The sequence below is a fragment of the Streptomyces sp. NPDC088254 genome, assembly GCF_044740925.1.
GTDB lineage: Bacteria > Actinomycetota > Actinomycetes > Streptomycetales > Streptomycetaceae > Streptomyces.
On sequence record NZ_JBIURQ010000008.1, the window covers coordinates 294,435 to 313,741 of the forward strand.

Sequence of the window (19,307 nt, forward strand, 5' to 3'; positions counted from 1 at the left end):
GGCACCTGGAGTAACGTCGGCGATTTAAACCCTCGGCACCCATTCGAACACAAGCAGTGACCGAGGTCAGGCAGACGAAAAGCCTCACCGCGAGGGGTGAGGCAGGGGCACAGAACACCGAACGTCACGACAACTCAAGCAAGGGGCGCGGGGCGGGCCCGATGTGCGGCCCGCCGCGCGGGCGCGACCAGCCACACCTCCCCGCACCCGCGCCGCACCATCACCCCACGGACGAGTAGGCCACAACCCCCCGCAGCAACTGATCAACGGCCTTACGGGCGGTCCGGGCCACCGTGGAGCCCTCCGCAGGAGAAGCCGCCGCGATCTGGCCCAGCACGTCGATCACCTGCTTGCACCACCGCACGAAGTCGCCCGCCGGCATCTCCGCCTCCCGGAGCACCTCGTCGAGCCCCTTCCCCGAGGCCCACATGTACGCGGCCCAGGCGAAGCCGAGGTCGGGCTCGCGCTGGCCGACGCCCTCGGTCTGGGAGATGCGGAACTCCTCCTCCAGGGCGTCCAGCCGGCCCCAGATCCGCACCGTCTCGCCGAGCGCGGCCTTCGCCTTGCCGGAGGGCAGCTTGGGCGCCATCGCGTCGTCGCCGACCCGCGCCTCGTACACCAACGCCGAGACGCAGGCGGCGAGTTCCTCGGGGGCGAGCCCCTCCCAGACCCCGGCGCGCAGGCATTCGCTGGCCAGCAGGTCCAGTTCGCCGTAGAGCCGGGCGAGCCGCTTGCCGTGCTCGGTGACCTCGTCGCCGCGCAGATAGTCCAGCTCGGTCAGCAGCGCTACGATCCGGTCGAAGGTGCGGGCGATGGTGTTGGTCCGCCCCTCGATACGGCGCTCCAACTGCGAGGTGTCGCGCAGCAGTCGGTGGTAGCGCTCGGCCCAGCGGGCGTGGTCCTCCCGGTCGGAGCAGCCGTGGCAGGGGTGGGCGCGCAGCGCGGTGCGCAGCCGGGCGATCTCGCGGTCGTCGGCGGCCTGGGAGCGCTTCTTGCGGGCGCGCTCCGGTGTGATGTGCCCGGCCTTGCTGCGCAGCGCGGAGGCGAGGTCCCGGCGGGACTGCGGCGAACGGGGGTTGAACGTCTTGGGGATCCGCATCCGGTCCAGCGCCTCGACCGGCACCGGGAAGTCCATCGACGCCAGCCGCTTGACCTGCCGTTCGGCGGTGAGGACCAACGGGCGCGGCCCGTCGTGGTGGTCGAAGCCGCGGTGGCCGTTGGACCGGCCGGCGGGCAGTCCGGGGTCCAGCACCAGGGCCAGGCCCGCGTACTTCCCCGTGGGCACGTGGATGACGTCGCCCGGCTTGAGCTTCTCCAACGCCACCGCCGCTTCGGCGCGCCGCCGGGCGGCGCCCTGCTTGGCCAACTCGGTCTCGCGGTCCTTGAGTTCACGGCGCAGGCGCGCGTACTCGTCGAAGTCGCCGAGGTGGCAGGTCATGGAGGCCTTGTAGCCCTCCAGGCCCTCCTCGTTGCGCTGGACCTGCCGGGAGATGCCGACGACCGACCGGTCCGCCTGGAACTGTGCGAACGACGTCTCCAGCAGCTCCCGCGAGCGGTGCCGCCCGAACTGCTCGACCAGGTTGACCGCCATGTTGTACGACGGCTTGAAGCTGGAGCGCAGCGGGTAGGTGCGGGTGCCGGCGAGTCCGGCGAGGTGGTCGGGGCTGGAGCCGCGCTGCCACAGCACGACGGCGTGTCCCTCGACGTCGATGCCGCGCCGGCCCGCGCGGCCGGTGAGCTGGGTGTACTCGCCGGGGGTGATGTCGGCGTGCTGTTCGCCGTTCCACTTGACGAGCTTCTCCAGCACCACCGAGCGGGCGGGCATGTTGATGCCCAGGGCGAGCGTCTCGGTCGCGAAGACGGCCTTCACGAGGCCTCGCACGAACAGCTCCTCGACGACCTCCTTGAACGTCGGCAGCATGCCCGCGTGGTGGGCCGCTATGCCGCGCTCCAGTCCCTCCAGCCACTCGTAGTAGCCGAGGACGTGCAGGTCCTCGCGGGGGATGGCGGCGGTGCGCTCCTCGACGAGGGCCCGCACCCGGGCCCTGGCCTCGTCGTCGTTGAGGCGCAGCCCGGCGTACAGGCACTGCTGGACGGCGGCCTCGCAGGCGGCGCGGCTGAAGATGAACGTGATGGCGGGCAGCAGCCCCTCGGCGTCGAGCCGTTCGATCACCTCGGGCCGGCCCGGCGTCCACACCCGCGAGCGCTGCCGGCGGTCGCGCTCCCGGTCGGCCTCGCGCATCCGGCCGCGCCGGCGGTCCTGGTAGGAGGGCCTGCTCGCCTCCATGCGGGCCAGGCGCGTGAGGTCGGGGTTGACGGCCTTCTTGTGGCCCTCGCCCTCCTCGAACAGGTCGTACATGCGCCGCCCGGCCAGCACGTGCTGGAACAGCGGCACGGGCCGGTGCTCGGAGACGATCACCTCGGTGTCGCCGCGGACGGTGTCCAGCCAGTCGCCGAACTCCTCGGCGTTGGACACGGTCGCGGAGAGCGAGACCAGGGTGACCGACTCGGGCAGGTGGATGATCACTTCCTCCCACACCGCGCCCCGGAAGCGGTCGGAGAGGTAGTGCACCTCGTCCATCACCACGTATCCGAGCCCGAGGAGGGTCTGCGAGCCGGCGTACAGCATGTTCCGCAGCACCTCGGTGGTCATCACGACCACGGGGGCGTCGGAGTTGACGCTGTTGTCGCCGGTGAGCAGGCCGACCTTGTCGGCGCCGTAGCGTCGGCACAGGTCGGAGTACTTCTGGTTCGACAGCGCCTTGATGGGTGTCGTGTAGAAGCACTTCTTGCCCTGCTGGAGGGCGAGGTGGACGGCGAACTCGCCGACGATCGTCTTGCCCGAGCCGGTGGGGGCGGCCACCAGGACGCCCTTGCCCGCCTCGAGCGCCTGGCACGCCTCGACCTGGAAGGGGTCGAGACCGAAGTCGTACATCTCGCGGAAGGACGCGAGCGCGGTGGCCTGCTCGACCGCGCGTTTGCGCGCAGCCGCGTACCGCTCGGCCGGTGAGAGGTCCTCTGTCATCGTGCTTTCGAGCGTACCCGGCGTCACTGACAACAGGACGATCATTATCCGGATCCGTCCTCGACAAACATATGATCCGTGCAGGTCAGGTGAGGGTGCGCGGGCACGGCGAAGGGCCGGACGGAATCCGTCCGGCCCTTCACTGCGTCGGTGGTGCGTCAGGTGACGTCGTCGTAGCCGTTGACCCGTTCCCGGGAGGTCTGCTCGGGGAGCGCGCGGGCGGCCGGCACCTGTTCGATCTCGCCGATGTCCTCGGGGGTGAGGTCCAGCTCGGACGCCTCGTCGTCGGCGGGGCCCTCGGCTTCCCGCAGTCGCCTGCGCCGGTCGTTGAGCAGGGCGAAGCCGGTGGCGAGGAAGTACAGCGCGATGATCGGCGCGGCGAGCGACAGCATCGAGACCGGGTCGACCGTCGGCGTGGCGAAGGCGGCGAAGACGGTGACGCCCATGATCATGCCCCGCCACCAGCCCAGCATCCGGCGGCCGCCGATCATCCCCGTCATGTTGAGCATGACCAGCAGCAGGGGCAGCTCGAAGGAGAGCCCGAAGACGATCACCATGCGGGTCACGAGGTCGAGCAGTTCGTCCAGCGGCAGAAGGTTGACCGCCGACGACGGCGTGAACTCCAGCAGCACGGTCGCCGCCGCGGGCAGCACGTGGTAAGAGAACCAGGCGCCCGCGAGGAACAGGGGGACGCCGCTGGCGACGAAGCCGTAGGCGTACTTCCGCTCGTGCTTGTGCAGGCCGGGCGCGACGAACGCCCAGAGCTGGTAGAGCCACACCGGGCTGGCGATGACCACGCCGGCAGTCAGCGACACCTTGATCATCAGCGTGAACGGGCCCATGAGGCCCGACATCGTGATGTTGCCGCAGACTCCGTCGCCCTGTTTGGCCAGCTCGGAGAACGGCGTCGAGCAGCCCACCGATCTCTGGATGGGCTCGGTGAGGAAGTCGATGATGTCCTGGTAGTAGACGGCGGCCACGACGGCCGCGATCACGATCGCCAGGACCGACTTCCCGAGCCGGTTGCGCAGCTCACGAAGGTGCTCCACGAGAGGCATCCGCCCCTCGGGGTCCTTCTGCTGCTTGCGGGCAGACTTGAGCAACCCACGTCCTCATCTCGTGCGGCGAGCCGGTGGCGTCCGGCCCGGCGTCAGCGCTTGGTGGTGTCCGTCGGCTCGTTGACCGGACGCGAGCTGGTCACGTCGCCGGGGGCGGCCTGGATGGTGCGCTGCGAAGCCTGGTCGCCGGGGTTGGGCGGGCCCGCCGGAGTCGCCGTGCTGCTGCCGTCCTCCTTCATCGCCTTGGCCTCGCTCTTGAGGATGCGCGCGGACTTGCCGAGCGAGCGGGCCATGTCCGGAAGCTTCTTCGCGCCGAACAGCAGGATGATGACGACGAGGATGAGAATGATCTCGGGGGCGCCGAGCCTTCCGAACATAAGTCTTTACCTTCTCACCGAGGCGGCTGGGTGGGGGTGCTGTGTCCGACCGATCGGACATGTGTCCGAACGATCGGGTCGTCAGCGATCGTAACGCTCGGGGGTAAACGTGAGGCAATCCCCGTGCGTACTCCCGGTCGCGGTCCTGGCCTCGTTTTCGGGACCACGACCAGCAGCGTACCTGCCTCAACCGCCGCGCCGGGAGGCCGAACCGGCCCAAAACGCGTCCCGGGCGGGACTCACAGGGACGGTCGCCCCGCTCACAGGGAGTCCGCGGCGCGGGCCGCGCTCAGCGACGCCCGCTCGAGCTCCTCCGCCGCCCTGCTGATACGGCGGGCGGAGTCCTCCACCTGCCGTCCCAGACACTGCGCTTCCAGGAAAACCCGCACCGCGAACACCGCCAGTACGACCAGACCCAGGAACCCCACGGCTACCGCGAACATCGGCCAGAACATGCCGCTGAGCCTAGACCGTCCTACGCCGTGTGGAGCCGCAGGGTCCGTACGCCGCCGCCCGTGAGCAGCTCGACGATCCGCTCCCCCGCGGGCTTGCGCACGGCCGCGCCGCAGTCGGGGCAGGTGAAGGAGTAGAACGTGGTGCGGCTGGACGCCCCGAGCACCAGGCGCAGCGCACCCGCCGCGAGCTCGAAGCGGCCCCGGCAATCGGGGCAGCCGGCCCGGAACATCACGGGGTCGGCGCTGCGCATCCCCGCGAAGGCCGCGGCCACGGAGACCCCTCGGCCCCCGGGCTCACTCAAGACCCCGCCCCCCGCCGCCGGTCGCGAGGCCCGCTCCCCGTGCTCCGCCGGCCCCGGCGCCACCCGGGCCGACGACGGCCGCCACCCCGAGGACCGCCTCTCCGGCCGGACCGGCGCCCGGTCCGCCCGCCGGTTCACCGGCCGGAGCGTCGGTCTGCTCGGGGGTCCGCGCGGTGGCGGTCACGCCGTCGCCGGGCGACGGGCGGCGGGCCGTCCCGGCGGACGTCCGGGGTGAGTCCTGCGCCTCGGTCCCCTCGTACGCGGCGAGGGCCTCGCGGGCGGCGTGGCGGGCGCTGTCGGCGAGGGCCTCGGGGGAGACGATCCGGCCGTCGCGGCCGAGGCGGAGGGCCAGGCGGCGCAGCGACGCCGGGTCCGGCGTGCGCAGCGTGATGCGCAGGCCGCCGTCGGGAAGTTCCTCGGCGCTGTCGTGGGGGTAGTACTCGGCGACCCACCGGCCGCCGGGGCCGGTCTCGACGACGACCTCCGGGTCCTCGGCGGCCGGCTGCACCAGCGCCTCCGACAGGTCCCGCAGTTCGATCTCGGGCGGCGCGGACGGCTCGTCGAGGATGCGGATCTCGGCCACCCGGTCCAGCCGGAAGGTGCGGCGCGCCTCCGAGCGGCGGCACCACGCCTCCACGTACGTATGGCCGACGCTGACCAGGCGGATCGGGTCGATCTCCCGCTCGGTGAGCTCGTCGCGGGCGGGCGAGTAGTACCGGATCCACAGCCGGCGCCGCTCGGAGATCGCCCGGTCGACGTCGGCGAAGACGCCGCCCTCGGACTCGAACGTCACCGACAGCCGGGAGCTGGCGCCGGCCGCCTCGCCGGCCGCGGTCTCCACCTTCGCCGTGGCCCGCAGCAGCGCCTGGCGGTCGCCCTCGCGCAGGCCGGGCAGCGTCGCCACGGCCCGCGCGGCCACCAGCAGCGCGGTCGCCTCGTCGGCGGCCAGCCGGAGCGGCTCGGCGGCCTCCGCGCCGAGCGCGGCGGGGTTGTGCCACCAGATGCGCTCGCCGTCGGTGTCGATGTCCAGGAGGTCACCGCCCCTGAAACTGGTGCCGCACATGGGCAGCACATCGAGGTCGCAGACCAGTTCGTCCTCGGTGATGCCGAAGGCGCGCGCGACGTCCTCGATGCGCGCGCCGGGACGCTCGCGCAGATACGTCACCAGCGAGAGCATCCGCCGGGTCTGGTCGATGGCGTTCACGGGCCTGACCGGTTTGCCTGCCACAGTTCTCTTCCGCTCCCCCTCAGCCCATGGCCACGGCACGCAGCCGGTCCACCACGTCGGCCCGCAGCTCCGCGGGCTCCAGGACCACCACGTCCGGCCCGAACTCCACCAGCCACGCGTCCAGCCCGTGCCCGTACGGAATCTCCAACTCGTCCCAGCCGTCCCCGAGTTCCCGGACCGCCGTGGCCTTCGCCCGCAAGGGGTACCCGGCGCCCTTGCGCAGCCGGATCCGCGCGCTGCGGTCGGCGCTCTCCCCCGCCCAGCTCGCGACGGTCTCGCGGACGGTGACGACGTCGGGGACGGGGGCGGTGAAGCGGCCGCCGCGGGAGCGGACCTTGCCGGTGATCCGCGACAGCCGGAAGACCCGCTCGGCGCCCCGGTCGCGGTCGAAGCCCGCCAGGTACCAGTGGCCGCGCCAGCACTCCAGCGCCCACGGCTCGACGTGCCGGGGCTCGGGGCGGGCGGCGGTGGCCTTGCGGTAGTCGAAGACGACCGGGCGGCGGTCGCGGCAGGCCAGCATCAGCGGCTCGAACGCGGCCTCGTGCACGGGGATGCGCGGCTCCAGCGCGCCGTGCGCCTCGTAGGGGTCGACGTCCTCGGGAAGTCCGGCGGCGCGCAGCTTCTGCAGGGCGCCGCTGGCGGCGCCGGCGAGCCGGGCCTGCTGCCACACCTTGGCGGCCAGGCCCAGCGCGGCGGCCTCCTCGGCGTCCAGGGTGATCGGCGGGAGGCTGTTGCTGTCCCGGCGGGCGAGGTAGCCGACCTCCCCGTCCAGGCTCTCCACCGTCTCGATGACGAGGCCCAGCTCCCGCAGGTCGTCCTTGTCGCGCTCGAACATCCGGTTGAAGGAGTCGTCGCTTCCCGCTTCCAGGTAGGCCTCGACGGACTCACGCAGCTCTCGCTTGCTGAGCGGACGCCGCGTCCCCAGCAGGCACAGCGCCAGGTTCATCAGCCGCTCGGCCTTGGCAATGGCCATCGACGCCCTTCGCCTTCCTTATGGTGCTTCTGACGGATGACCGTACCGCTCCGCGGTGCCCCGGCAAAAGCCGAGAGCCCATGCCCGGACAGGCATGGGCTCCAGATGATCACGATCGGTCACGCAGTGATCGACGGGACGTCGTGCGCGGCTCAGACCCCGAGCAGGTCCACCACGAAGATCAGCGTCTCGCCGGGCTGGATCGCCGGGGTCGGGCTCTGGTTGCCGTAGGCGAGGTGGGCCGGGATGGTCAGCTGACGACGGCCGCCGACCTTCATGCCCTGCACGCCCTGGTCCCAGCCCTTGATGACACGGCCGCCGCCGAGCGGGAACCGAAACGGCGTACCGCGGTTCCAGCTGGCGTCGAACTCCTCACCGGTGCTGAAGGCGACACCGACGTAGTGCACGGTGACGGTCTGGCCGGCCTGCGCCACCTCGCCGTCGCCCTCCCAGATGTCCTTGATCTCGAGGTCCGCCGGGGGCTCGCCGCCCGGGAAGTCGATCTCGGGCTTGTCGATGCTCACGTCTAACGCTCCTGCTGTTTCGCGGAAAGGCAACGCTCCAGTCTTACATCACGACGGCGTCACATCTTCGCGAGGATGTCCACCGTGAACACCATCGTGGAGTCCTTCTTGATGCCGCTGCCCGCCGGCGGGTTGTCGCCGTAACCCAACGACGGCGGGATCACGATGACGACCCGGCTGCCCACCTTTTTCCCGGTCAGCCCCTGCGACCAGCCCTTGACCACGTTCTGCAGCGGGAACGACGTCAGCTCGCCCCGCCCGTACGTCGAGTCGAACGTCTTGCCCGTCTCCCACAACACGCCCTGGTACTGGACCAACAGGGTGTTCTCCGCCTTGACGACCTCACCGTCGCCCTCGATGACGTAGTTCGACACGAGCCCCTTCGGCGGGCCGGCCTTCGGGATCTTCACCGAGGGCGCCTTGCCGTCGGTGTTCGTGCCGACGACGGGCAGCGCCGCGTCCGTCTGCGGGACCTCCTTGCCCTCGGCGGAGCTCTTGGCGTTGAACGTGGCCTCCAGATCCACCACGAACACCAGCGTGTCGGTGCCCTTGATGCCGGCCTGCGCATTGCCCTCCGTGCCGTAACCCCAGGTCGGCGGGACGGAGAACTCCACGCGGCTGCCCGTCTTCTTCCCCGACAGCGCGTACCGCCAGCCGTCGATGATGCTGCCCTGCGCCAGCTGGATCAGCAGCGGCGTCTTACGGTCGTAGGAGTTGTCGAACACCTTCGCGGTGGACCAGATCTGCCCCAGGTAGTTCGCCTGGACCCAGTCGTTCTCCGCGACCGCGCGGCCGCCGCCCGCGATGACCGTCCTGACCGCGAGCTGGTCGGACGGCTCACCGGAGCCCTTGGCGACCGTCGGCTTCTCACCGAACTTCACGCCCGCCGTGATGGCCGGCAACGGCCCTTCGACGATCTTCGGCGAGGGCGCCGCCGAAGGCGCCGAGGCGGAAGGCGACGCGCTGCCGTCCGCCGCGCTCGACGAGTCGGACTTGTCGTCGCCGCATCCGGCGAGCGAGACCAGTCCTGCGGGAACGGCGGCGAGAATGAGTGAGCGTCGGCGCACGGTGAGGGCCTCGTAATCGGTCGATCTTGCTGATGGCGTGCGCGCTACCTTACTGACACCCGCCCGCCGATCCGAGGCTCACGCGACACGGCAAGGGCGCCGTACGCACCGCGCACGACGCCCTACAGACGCTCCGCCCCAGGCCACGGGGGCGCAGCGCACCCGCTCACATTCCCGCGATCAACTTCTCCACCCGGTCGTCCACCGAACGGAACGGGTCCTTGCACAACACCGTCCGCTGCGCCTGGTCGTTGAGCTTCAGATGCACCCAGTCGACCGTGAAGTCACGGCGCTGCTCCTGCGCCCGCCGGATGAAGTCACCGCGCAACCGCGCCCGAGTCGTCTGCGGCGGCACCGACTTGCCCTCGAAGATCTTCAAGTCGTTGCAGATCCGGGTCGCCTGACCCTTCTTCTCCAGCAGGTAGTACAACCCACGACGACGGTGGATGTCGTGGTAGGCGAGGTCTATCTGCGCCACCCGCGGATGCGACATCGTCATGTTGTGCTTGGCCCGGTACCGCTCGATGAGCTTGTACTTCATCACCCAGTCGATCTCGGTGCCGATGCGGTCCAGATCCTCCGACTCGATCGAGTCCAGCGTGCGGCCCCACAGCTCCAGCACCTGCTCCACGGTGCCCGTGCGGATGCCGCGGCGCTCGCAGAAGTCCACCGCCTTCTCGTAGTACTCCCGCTGCACCTCCAGCGCGGAGGCCTCACGGCCGCTCGCCAGCCGTACCTTGCGCCGGCCCGTGATGTCGTGACTGACCTCGCGGATCGCCCGGATCGGGTTCTCCAGCGTCAGATCACGCATCACCGTGCCCGCCTCGATCATGCGCAGCACCAGATCGGTCGCGCCGACCTTCAGAAGCATGGTCGTCTCGGACATGTTCGAGTCGCCCACGATCACATGCAGTCGCCGATAGCGCTCGGCGTCCGCGTGCGGCTCATCGCGGGTGTTGATGATCGGCCGGGAACGCGTCGTCGCCGACGACACGCCCTCCCAGATGTGCTCGGCGCGCTGGCTCACGCAGTACACCGCTCCGCGGGGCGTCTGCAGCACCTTGCCCGCGCCGCACAGCAGCTGCCGGGTCACCAGGAACGGAATCAGGATGTCCGCCAGCCGGGAGAACTCCCCGTGCCGCGCCACCAGATAGTTCTCGTGGCAACCATAAGAGTTGCCCGCCGAGTCCGTGTTGTTCTTGAAGAGGTAGACGTCGCCCGCGATTCCTTCCTCGTGCAGGCGTCGTTCCGCGTCCACCAGGAGTCCTTCGAGAATGCGCTCGCCGGCCTTGTCGTGAGTGACCAACTCGGTCACGTTGTCACATTCCGGCGTCGCGTATTCCGGATGCGATCCCACGTCAAGATAGAGGCGGGCGCCGTTCCGCAGAAAGACATTGCTGCTACGGCCCCATGACACGACACGGCGGAAGAGGTACCGCGCCACCTCGTCAGGCGACAGGCGGCGCTGTCCCCTGAACGTGCACGTGACGCCGTACTCGTTCTCCAGCCCGAAAATGCGGCGGTCCATGACTGAACATTACGCCCGATCACCAGAACTGAAACGGGGTTCGACAGCACGGTTCGGATCATTTTCCGATGAAGCCGCAACGACCTCGCCCCCCACCGGACGCGCCAGCACCCGCCCGCCGGCCAGCAGAACCGCCAGCGCCACCGCACCCGCGGCCCCCGGCACGGCGAACCCCCACACCGCACCACCCCCCTCGACGACCGGCCCCGCCACACCCGTCCCCAACGACATCCCGACCGTGAACATCGTCACCAGCCAGGAGAACGCCTCCGTCACCGTCCCTCGCGGAGCGTGACGATCCACAATCACGAATGCACAAGCCAACGCCGGCGCCAGAAACACCCCCGCCACCGCCGTCAACGCCACCATCGCCACCGCACCCGGCATCAGCAACAGCGGCAGATAACACACCGCCAGCAACCCCACCAGCACCCGCAACCGCCGCTCCGGGACACCCGGCCACTCCCGCGCCCCGTAGGCCAGGCCGCCCACCAGCGCCCCCAGACCCACCGCCGCCATCAGCCAGCCGTACACCACATCCCCACCGTGCTCGTCCGCATACGGCACCGCGGCCACCGTGATCGAACCCAGCGCCACCCCCACGAACAGAAAAGCCCCCAACAGCACCAGCAGCCCCGGCGACCGCAGAGCACCGAGCCAGTGCGCCTCACGCGGCGCCGACCGCCACGCCCGCGACGGCGCCGACACCACCACCGACAGCGCCCCCAGCACCCCGACCGCGTTGATGACCAGCAGCGCCACCGCCGGCGACCACAGCGACACGCACACCGTCACCAGCAGCGGACCCACCGTGAACATCACCTCCTGCGCCACCGCGTCCAACGCGTACGCCGTGTGCACCTGCTCCTCCCGGCGCAGCACCGACGGCCACAACGCCCGCAGCCCGCCCTCCAGGGGCGGCGTGAACAACCCCGCCGCCGCCACGGCCGCATACGCGAGCGGCAGCACCCCCGTGCCCGACAGGGCGAACCCCGCCATCGCCAGCGCCGACGCCAGCGCGGCCGGCAACTGCACCCTCGGCTGCCCGAACAGATCCACCAGCCGCCCCAGCAGCGGCTGACCGACCGCGTTGGCCACGCCGTACACCGCGGCCAGCGCGCCCGCCAGACTGTACGCACCCCCCTCGCCCCGCACGAACAGCACGATCGCGATCGGGGCCACCGCATTCGGCAACCGCCCCACGAGCGTGCCCGCGAGCAGCCGGGCCGCGTGCCTCGCCCTGAGGATCTCGCCGTATCCCGCCGCCATCGAACCGCCTCAGTTGTACGTATAACGTCGTGCGTCATACGTACCATGTGCGCTGTTCACCAGTCCAGACGAAAGAGCAGGCCCACGGTGGCACGAGGCAGCACCCGCCCCACAAGCCGCGACGTCGCCCAAGCCGCGCAAGTCTCCCAAGCCACCGTCTCCCTCGTCCTCGGCGACAAATGGCAAGGCCGCGTCTCCGCCACCACAGCCGAACGCGTACGCCAAGCCGCCCGCGACCTCGGCTACCGCCCCAACCTCGCCGCCCGCCACCTGCGCCTCGGCCGCACCCGCACCGTCCTCCTCGTCGTCCCCGCCCTCACCACCGAATTCTTCGCCGGCGTCTACACCGGCGCCGCCCGCGTCGCCGCCGAACACGGCTTCGGCGTCGTCCTCTACCCCTCCCCCGAAGGCGTCGGCCCCGCCCGCGACCCCTTCGCCTCCGCCCAAGCCGCCCTCGACGGCGTCATCGCCTCCTCCATGGCCGCCGACGCCCTCACCGCCATCAGCGGCGACCAACTCCCCCTCGTCATGCTCGACAGCGACCCCGCCGCCCACCCCGCCGCGGCCACCGTCAACCTCGACATCGCCGACGGCATCCACCAGATCACCGACCACCTCCTCCACCTCGGCCACCGCCACTACCTCCACCTCGCCGCCGACATCCCCTCCTGGACCTTCCACCTCCGCGCTCGCGAACTCGCCGCCCGCCTCGCCTCGGCACCCGGAACCACCCTGCGAACGGCACCCGCCCCCATCTCCATCGACGGCGCCCTCACCGCCACCCTCACCGCCCTCCACAACCCCCACAACCGCCCCACCGCCGTCATCTGCGACGACGACAAACTCGCCGCCGGCGCCTACAAAGCAGCCCGCCGCCTCGGCCTGCGCATCCCCGACGACCTCTCCGTCACCGGCATCGACGACCTCGCCCTCGCCGGCGCCCTCGACCCCGAACTCACCACCGTCCACCTCGACGCCGAACTCTTCGGCGAACACGGCATGCACGCCCTCCTCGCCGTCCTGGACGGCCGCACACCGGACGCGCAGGACATCCCCGTCCACCTCATCACCCGAGGCTCCACAGCGCCCCCACACACCCCCTGAAGGCCCAGGAAGACCCCCTGAAGGCCTGCGCCCCGGACGGCAGACCGACCGGGGCGCAGAACAGGGCAACATCAAGCAGGACCGACGCCTACGAGTCGTCCTCCGACTCCTCGGCGCTCTCCGCCTCCGACACCGCACCACTCGACTCCAGCAGACGCGCCAGCTGACGCCCCACGATCCGCTTGAACTTCCGCTTCTGCGGCCGCGTACGATCCAGCACCGCCACCTCCAGACGCTCCGCCGGAATCTCCCGCTGCGTACCGTTGGTGTCCCGCGACAACGCCTGCACCGCCAGCTTCAAAGCCTCGGCAAGACTCATGCCGTCCTGATGACGCTGATCCAGGTAACCGCTGATCTGCTCCGCGTTACCGCCCACCGCGACCGAACCGTGCTCGTCCACGATCGAACCGTCATGCGGCAACCGGTAGATCTGATCGCCGTCCGGAGTCTCCCCGACCTCCGCCACGACCAACTCCACCTCGTACGGCTTCTCACCCGCCGAAGAGAAGATCGTGCCCAACGTCTGCGCGTACACGTTCGCCAGACCACGCGCCGTCACATCGTCACGGTCATAGGTGTAACCCCGCAGATCCGCGTACCGCACACCACCGATCCGCAGATTCTCGTACTCGTTGTACTTACCGGCCGCGGCGAAACCGATCCGGTCATAGATCTCGCTGAACTTGTGCAGCGCACGGGACGGGTTCTCGCCGACGAACACGATCCCGTCGGCATACTGCAGCACGACCAGGCTGCGACCACGGGCAATGCCCTTCCGCGCGTACTCCGCACGGTCGGCCATCGCCTGCTGAGGTGAGACATAGAACGGCGTCGACACCGGCTATCCGTCCCTTTCTGTGAAAGTCACTCGATCACCTGAACCAACGGAACCGGCCCACTACAGCAGCGCCGCCCGCGGACCGTCCGGCTGCTCCAGACGCCGAGCCAGCACCGACCGGGCGACCTGAGACGACTCGTCCTCCGTGAGCCGGCGGAAACCGTCCTCCGTGATCACCGTGACGATGGGGAAGATCCGGCGGGCGACATCCGGACCACCCGTCGCCGAATCGTCGTCAGCCGCGTCGTACAGCGCCTGCACCACCAGCGTCGTCGCCTGCTCCTCGGTCAGGTCCTCACGGAACAGCTTCTTCATCGCACCACGCGCGAAGATCGAACCCGAACCGGTCGCCGCGTAGTTCTGCTCCTCCGAACGCCCGCCCGTGACGTCGTAGGAGAAGATCCGCCCCTTGCCCCGGTCCACGTCGAACCCGGCGAACAACGGCACCACGGCCAGCCCCTGCATCGCCATGCCCAGGTTCGACCTGATCATCGTCGACAGCCGGTTCGCCTTGCCCTCCAGGGACAGCTGAGCGCCCTCGACCTTCTCGAAGTGCTCCAGCTCCAGCTGGAACAGCTTCACCATCTCCACCGCCAGACCGGCCGTGCCGGCGATGCCCACCGCGGAGTACTCGTCCGCCGGGAACACCTTCTCGATGTCCCGCTGCGCGATGACGTTGCCCATCGTCGCCCGGCGGTCGCCGGCGAGCACGACACCGCCCGGGAACGTCACGGACACGATCGTCGTCCCGTGCGGCGCCTCGATGACACCCTGCGTCGGCGGCAGCTGCCGCTTGCCCGGCAGCAGCTCCGGCTGGTGCTCGGAGAGGAAGTCCATGAAGGACGAGGACCCAGGCGTCAGGAAGGCAGCCGGTAGACGCCCGGTGCTACGAGTGTTGGCTTCCACGCGATTCCTTCCACGTAAGCGGCAGCCCGCCTTATGGCATCGGGCCGATCCTTGAACTGCCCCAGTGCTGCATTGCAGCTGAAGCACAGTACGCCACGGACCCTACCCGTCTGATGGCAGTGATCCACATGCTCGGGCGCCGCTGCCAGACAGATGCAGCAGACGCCTCCTTGAGAGGAGACCAACTCGGCGGGTTCGGCTTCGGTGAGGCCGTACTGACGCTTCAGATGACCGGCGCGCCCCTTGATCGCGCGGCACGCCTTGCAGCTCGTCGACAGGCCATCAGAAGCAGACGCATTGCGATGCCACTCGCTGTACGGCTTGATCTCACAGCAGGAACGGCAGAACTTGTGCCCCTCCGGCACCTCGACGCGGGGACGCACCTTCTTGCCCTTGGCCAGTTGCCGAGCCTGGTGGTATTGCGCCCAGCATTCCCTGCAATAAGCCTGCAGGCCGTCGCGCGCCGCCCTGTTGCCGGCGAACGCCGCCCGCGGTTTGGACTCCTTGCACCGCGAGCAGCGTTTCACCGTCTGATCTTCCTGCACCCGCACCCCCGACCGGACCTTCGATTTGAAGGTCAAAGCAGCTTACTGACCGCCCTTCTGAACGAATGAGCGAACGAAATCCTCCGCATTCTCCTCGAGGACATCGTCAATTTCGTCAAGAACCGAGTCGACGTCGTCGCTCAGCTTCTCCTGGCGCTCCTTGAGGTCGTCCGAGGCCTGCGTCTCCGCGGCCTGCTCTTCGACCTCCTCCGTGGAGCGCGTCGCCTTCTGCTGGCCGCCGCCGGTGTCCTTGGTCGCCATTACCCTCACCCCGCTCAGTTCGCCCGACATGGGTCGACAGGTCGGCTTTCCTGCCGATCGGTGATGATCAGACCCTACAAGCCGGGTCCGACATCGGCCCCGCAGTTCCTGGAACGTACGGGCGCCACCTCGATGATTCCCGGACGGCGGGGCTCTCACCCCGCTCGCCCGGGTCCGGCCGAGTACCCGGTCAGCCGCCCGACAAGACCCTGACCAGGTCTTCCGCGGTCCGGCAGCGGTCCAGGAGTTCCTTGACGTGATTTCGCGTTCCGCGAAGAGGTTCGAGGGTTGGAACCCGCTGGAGCGAGTCCCGACCCGGAAGGTCGAAGATGACCGAGTCCCAGGAGGCCGCGGCGACGTCGTCGGCGTACTGCTCCAGGCAGCGGCCGCGGAAGTAGGCGCGGGTGTCCTCCGGGGGCTTGGCCTTGGCCCGCTCGACCTCGGCCTCGTCCAGCAGCCGCTTGATGCGGCCGCGGGCCGCGAGCCGGTTGTACAGGCCCTTGTCGGCCCGTACGTCGGCGTACTGGAGGTCGACGAGGTGCAGGCGGGCGGCGTCCCAGTCGAGGTCGTCGCGGCGCCGGTAGCCCTCCATGAGCTCGCGTTTGGCGACCCAGTCGAGTTCGCCGGCGAGGCTCATGGGGTCGTTCTCCAGGCGGGTGAGGGTGTCCTCCCAGCGCGCCAGGACGTCCTTGGTCTGGGCGTCGGCGTCCGCGCCGTACCGTTCCTCGATGTATTTCCGCGACAGCTCGTAGTACTCCATCTGCAGCTGGACGGCGGTGAGCGTGCGTCCGCTGCGCAGGGTGACGAGGCGCTGGAGCGTCGGGTCGTGGGAGACCTGGTGGAGGGTGCGGACGGGCTGGTCGACGGCGAGGTCGACAGCGATGAAGCCGTCCTCGATCATGGACAGGACGAGGGCCGTCGTGCCGAGTTTGAGATAAGTGGAGATCTCCGAGAGGTTCGCGTCGCCGATGATCACGTGGAGGCGGCGGTACTTCTCGGCGTCGGCGTGCGGTTCGTCGCGGGTGTTGATGATGGGGCGTTTCAGCGTCGTCTCCAGGCCGACCTCGACTTCGAAGTAGTCGGCGCGCTGGCTGAGCTGGAAGCCGTGTTCGTGGCCGTCCTGGCCGATGCCGACGCGGCCGGCTCCGGCGAAGACCTGGCGGGAGACGAAGAAGGGCGTGAGGTGGCGCACGATGTCGGAGAAGGCGGTTTCCCGCTTCATCAGGTAGTTCTCGTGCGTGCCGTAGGAGGCGCCCTTGTTGTCGGTGTTGTTCTTGTAGAGGTGGATGGGCTGGGCGCCGGGGAGTGCGGCGGCGCGTTCGGCTGCTTCGGCCATGATGCGTTCGCCGGCCTTGTCCCAGAGGACGGCGTCGCGGGGGTTGGTGACTTCGGGGGCGCTGTATTCGGGGTGTGCGTGGTCGACGTAGAGGCGGGCGCCGTTGGTGAGGATGACGTTGGCGAGGCCGATGTCCTCGTCGGTGAGCTGGCTGGCGTCGGCGGCCTCGCGGGCGAGGTCGAATCCTCGGGCGTCGCGCAGGGGGTTCTCTTCCTCGAAGTCCCAGCGGGCCCGGCGGGCCCGGTGCATCGCGGCCGCGTAGGCGTTGACGATCTGGGATGAGGTGAGCATGGCATTGGCGTTGGGGTGGCCGGGGACGGAGATCCCGTACTCCGTCTCGATGCCCATTACTCGCCGTACGGTCATGCGGCCCTCCTTGCCCGGCGGCGCCCTCGGTCGTGGGCGCCACTCCAGTACCGCGGGTGCTCCGGTGCGTGTGCGGTGCCCGTCCCCGCACTGCGCCCGGCGGTACGGAAGAGCCTAGAACGGCTCTGCGCTGGCGGGGAGATCATTTGCGTCATTGGCTGCTCCAGCCGTGGCCCGAAAAGCAGTCGGCTGCGGGTACCCCCGTGGAGGGCACCCGCAGCCGCCCTGGTTTTACAGGTACTGTCCGGTGTTGGCCACCGTGTCGATGGAGCGCCCGGTGTCGGAGCCTTGCTTTCCGGTGATGAGGGTGCGGATGTAGACGATCCGTTCGCCCTTCTTTCCGGAGATGCGGGCCCAGTCGTCGGGGTTGGTGGTGTTGGGGAGGTCTTCGTTCTCCTTGAACTCGTCCACGCAGGCCTGGAGGAGGTGGGAGACGCGGAGGCCCTTCTGGTTCTTTTCGAGGAAGTCCTTGATGGCCATTTTCTTGGCGCGGCCGACGATGTTCTCGATCATGGCGCCGGAGTTGAAGTCCTTGAAGTAGAGGACTTCCTTGTCTCCGTTGGCGTAGGTGACTTCCAGGAAGCGGTTTTCCTCGGATTCGGCGTACATGTGTTCCACTGCCGTCTGGATCATGCTGTCGACGGTGGTGGCCTTGCTGCCGCCGTGCTCGCCGAGGTCGTCGGAGTGCAGGGGGAGGCGTTCGGTGAGGTACTTGCCGAAGATGTCCTTGGCGGCCTCGGCGTCCGGGCGCTCGATCTTGATCTTGACGTCGAGCCGGCCGGGGCGCAGGATCGCCGGGTCGATCATGTCCTCGCGGTTGGAGGCGCCGATGACGACGACGTTCTGCAGGCCTTCGACGCCGTCGATCTCGGCGAGAAGCTGCGGGACGATGGTGTTCTCGACGTCGGAGCTGACTCCGGAGCCGCGGGTGCGGAAGAGGGATTCCATCTCGTCGAAGAAGACGATGACGGGGGTGCCCTCGCTGGCCTTCTCGCGGGCTCGCTGGAAGACGAGGCGGATCTGGCGTTCGGTTTCGCCGACGTACTTGTTGAGGAGCTCGGGTCCCTTGATGTTGAGGAAGAAGCTCTTGCCGGCGGCCTGGCCGGTGACTTCGGCGACCTTTTTGGCCAGCGAGTTGGCGACGGCCTTGGCGATGAGCGTCTTGCCGCATCCGGGGGGTCCGTAGAGCAGGACGCCCTTGGGGGGCCGCAGTTCGTGCTCCTTGAACAGGTCGGGGTAGAGGTAGGGCAGCTCGACCGCGTCGCGGATGGCTTCGATCTGGCCGCCGAGTCCGCCGATCTGTTCGTAGCCGATGTCGGGGACTTCTTCGAGGACGAGTTCTTCGACCTCGCTCTTGGGGACGATTTCGTAGACGTAGCCGGAGCGGGGTTCGAGCAGCAGGGCGTCGCCGGGGCGGATGGTGACGTCCAGCAGCGGCTCGGCGAGCCGTACCACCCGTTCCTCGTCGGTGTGCCCGAGCACCAGGGCGCGTTCGCCGTCCTCGAGGATCTCCTTGAGGGTGACGATGTCCCCGACGCGCTCGAACTCCATGGCTTCGACCACGTTGAGCGCTTCGTTGAGCATCAGTTCCTGGCCGCGTCGGAGCTCTTCGAGCTCGACGCCGGGGCTGACGTTCACGCGGAGTTTGCGGCCTCCGGTGAAGATGTCGGCGGTGCCGTCCTCGTTGGCCTGCAGGAAGACTCCGAAGCCGGCCGGCGGCTGGGCGAGCCGGTCGACTTCCTCTTTGAGGGCCACGATCTGGTCGCGGGCCTCGCGGAGCGTGTTGGCGAGTCTCTCGTTCTGAGCGGACACGCCGGCCAGGTTGGTCTGCAGCTCGACGATCCGCTCTTCGAGAATCCTCGTGTGTCGCGGAGAGTCGGCGAGCTTGCGTCGCAGGACGGCGATCTCCTGCTCAAGGTAGGCAATCTGCCCGGCCGGGTCGTCGGACCCTCGTCCCGGGCGGATGCCGCGGTTCATGTCGTCGTCGTGGGCTGCCACGGTCCTCACCTCCTCCAAGGGGAGCTGGACGCTTCCAGACCCTACCTGGGTGGGTGTCGATTGAAACCCCTAGATCACAAAGACTGTCGGGGTGTGTCCGATCTTCACCCTTGCGCTCTCCCTCACGCCAGGGGGATACCCACCGAA

General features: G+C 69.2%; 18 protein-coding genes. 1 reads left to right on the forward strand and 17 read right to left on the reverse strand.

Going from position 1 to position 19,307, the window contains the following annotated elements; genetic code table 11:
- Window positions 1-220: 220 nt before the first annotated feature.
- The 11 genes from ACIOC0_RS24230 to ACIOC0_RS24280 all read right to left on the reverse strand — a co-directional run bounded on the left by ACIOC0_RS24230 (window position 221) and on the right by ACIOC0_RS24280 (window position 11,806).
- Window positions 221-3,070, reverse strand: coding sequence for a DEAD/DEAH box helicase (locus ACIOC0_RS24230; protein WP_402157459.1), 2,850 nt, complete (start codon window positions 3,068-3,070; stop codon window positions 221-223).
- Between the two features lie 113 nt (window positions 3,071-3,183).
- Window positions 3,184-4,128, reverse strand: a complete 945-nt coding sequence (gene tatC / locus ACIOC0_RS24235; RefSeq protein WP_130444245.1) for a twin-arginine translocase subunit TatC — start codon at window positions 4,126-4,128, stop codon at window positions 3,184-3,186.
- A 47-nt stretch (window positions 4,129-4,175) separates the two neighbouring features.
- Window positions 4,176-4,460: a Sec-independent protein translocase subunit TatA gene (gene tatA / locus ACIOC0_RS24240; protein WP_352247816.1), complete on the reverse strand. Its 285-nt coding sequence runs from the start codon at window positions 4,458-4,460 to the stop codon at window positions 4,176-4,178.
- 260 nt (window positions 4,461-4,720) lie between these two features.
- Window positions 4,721-4,915: a hypothetical protein gene (locus ACIOC0_RS24245; protein ID WP_130444241.1), complete on the reverse strand. Its 195-nt coding sequence runs from the start codon at window positions 4,913-4,915 to the stop codon at window positions 4,721-4,723.
- A 20-nt stretch (window positions 4,916-4,935) separates the two neighbouring features.
- Window positions 4,936-5,166: a hypothetical protein gene (locus ACIOC0_RS24250; protein ID WP_402157668.1), complete on the reverse strand. Its 231-nt coding sequence runs from the start codon at window positions 5,164-5,166 to the stop codon at window positions 4,936-4,938.
- Window positions 5,167-5,209: 43 nt separating this feature from the next.
- Window positions 5,210-6,445 carry a helix-turn-helix transcriptional regulator gene (locus ACIOC0_RS24255; protein WP_402157460.1) on the reverse strand — a complete coding sequence of 412 codons (1,236 nt, stop codon included), beginning with the start codon at window positions 6,443-6,445 and terminating at the stop codon, window positions 5,210-5,212.
- 19 nt (window positions 6,446-6,464) lie between these two features.
- Window positions 6,465-7,418, reverse strand: coding sequence for a YafY family protein (locus ACIOC0_RS24260; RefSeq protein ID WP_130444237.1), 954 nt, complete (start codon window positions 7,416-7,418; stop codon window positions 6,465-6,467).
- 152 nt (window positions 7,419-7,570) lie between these two features.
- Window positions 7,571-7,942: an FKBP-type peptidyl-prolyl cis-trans isomerase gene (locus ACIOC0_RS24265; RefSeq protein WP_015661657.1), complete on the reverse strand. Its 372-nt coding sequence runs from the start codon at window positions 7,940-7,942 to the stop codon at window positions 7,571-7,573.
- 59 nt (window positions 7,943-8,001) lie between these two features.
- Window positions 8,002-9,009, reverse strand: coding sequence for an FKBP-type peptidyl-prolyl cis-trans isomerase (locus ACIOC0_RS24270; RefSeq protein ID WP_402157462.1), 1,008 nt, complete (start codon window positions 9,007-9,009; stop codon window positions 8,002-8,004).
- Between the two features lie 166 nt (window positions 9,010-9,175).
- The gene (gene pafA / locus ACIOC0_RS24275; protein ID WP_037670540.1) at window positions 9,176-10,537 is read right to left on the reverse strand and encodes a Pup--protein ligase; all 1,362 of its coding nucleotides are present in this window, start codon (window positions 10,535-10,537) and stop codon (window positions 9,176-9,178) included.
- A 9-nt stretch (window positions 10,538-10,546) separates the two neighbouring features.
- The gene (locus tag ACIOC0_RS24280) at window positions 10,547-11,806 is read right to left on the reverse strand and encodes an MFS transporter (RefSeq protein WP_402157464.1); all 1,260 of its coding nucleotides are present in this window, start codon (window positions 11,804-11,806) and stop codon (window positions 10,547-10,549) included.
- Between the two features lie 45 nt (window positions 11,807-11,851).
- Here ACIOC0_RS24280 and ACIOC0_RS24285 point away from each other — a divergent pair, with 45 nt between their 5' ends.
- Window positions 11,852-12,910 carry a LacI family DNA-binding transcriptional regulator gene (locus ACIOC0_RS24285; RefSeq protein WP_402157466.1) on the forward strand — a complete coding sequence of 353 codons (1,059 nt, stop codon included), beginning with the start codon at window positions 11,852-11,854 and terminating at the stop codon, window positions 12,908-12,910.
- Between the two features lie 88 nt (window positions 12,911-12,998).
- Here ACIOC0_RS24285 and prcA read toward each other — a convergent pair whose 3' ends face one another.
- The 6 genes from prcA to arc form a co-directional block, all read right to left on the reverse strand.
- Window positions 12,999-13,748 carry a proteasome subunit alpha gene (gene prcA, locus ACIOC0_RS24290; RefSeq protein ID WP_402157468.1) on the reverse strand — a complete coding sequence of 250 codons (750 nt, stop codon included), beginning with the start codon at window positions 13,746-13,748 and terminating at the stop codon, window positions 12,999-13,001.
- 60 nt (window positions 13,749-13,808) lie between these two features.
- Window positions 13,809-14,654 carry a proteasome subunit beta gene (gene prcB / locus ACIOC0_RS24295; RefSeq protein ID WP_402157470.1) on the reverse strand — a complete coding sequence of 282 codons (846 nt, stop codon included), beginning with the start codon at window positions 14,652-14,654 and terminating at the stop codon, window positions 13,809-13,811.
- Window positions 14,606-15,181: an endonuclease VII domain-containing protein gene (locus ACIOC0_RS24300; protein WP_402157670.1), complete on the reverse strand. Its 576-nt coding sequence runs from the start codon at window positions 15,179-15,181 to the stop codon at window positions 14,606-14,608. Before ACIOC0_RS24300 ends, prcB begins: the two co-directional genes overlap by 49 nt.
- 60 nt (window positions 15,182-15,241) lie before the next feature.
- Window positions 15,242-15,460 carry a ubiquitin-like protein Pup gene (locus ACIOC0_RS24305; RefSeq protein ID WP_130444223.1) on the reverse strand — a complete coding sequence of 73 codons (219 nt, stop codon included), beginning with the start codon at window positions 15,458-15,460 and terminating at the stop codon, window positions 15,242-15,244.
- Window positions 15,461-15,650: 190 nt separating this feature from the next.
- Window positions 15,651-17,162, reverse strand: a complete 1,512-nt coding sequence (gene dop, locus ACIOC0_RS24310; protein ID WP_351098318.1) for a depupylase/deamidase Dop — start codon at window positions 17,160-17,162, stop codon at window positions 15,651-15,653.
- Window positions 17,163-17,393: 231 nt separating this feature from the next.
- Window positions 17,394-19,160, reverse strand: a complete 1,767-nt coding sequence (gene arc / locus ACIOC0_RS24315) for a proteasome ATPase (protein ID WP_130444220.1) — start codon at window positions 19,158-19,160, stop codon at window positions 17,394-17,396.
- Window positions 19,161-19,307: the final 147 nt, after the last annotated feature.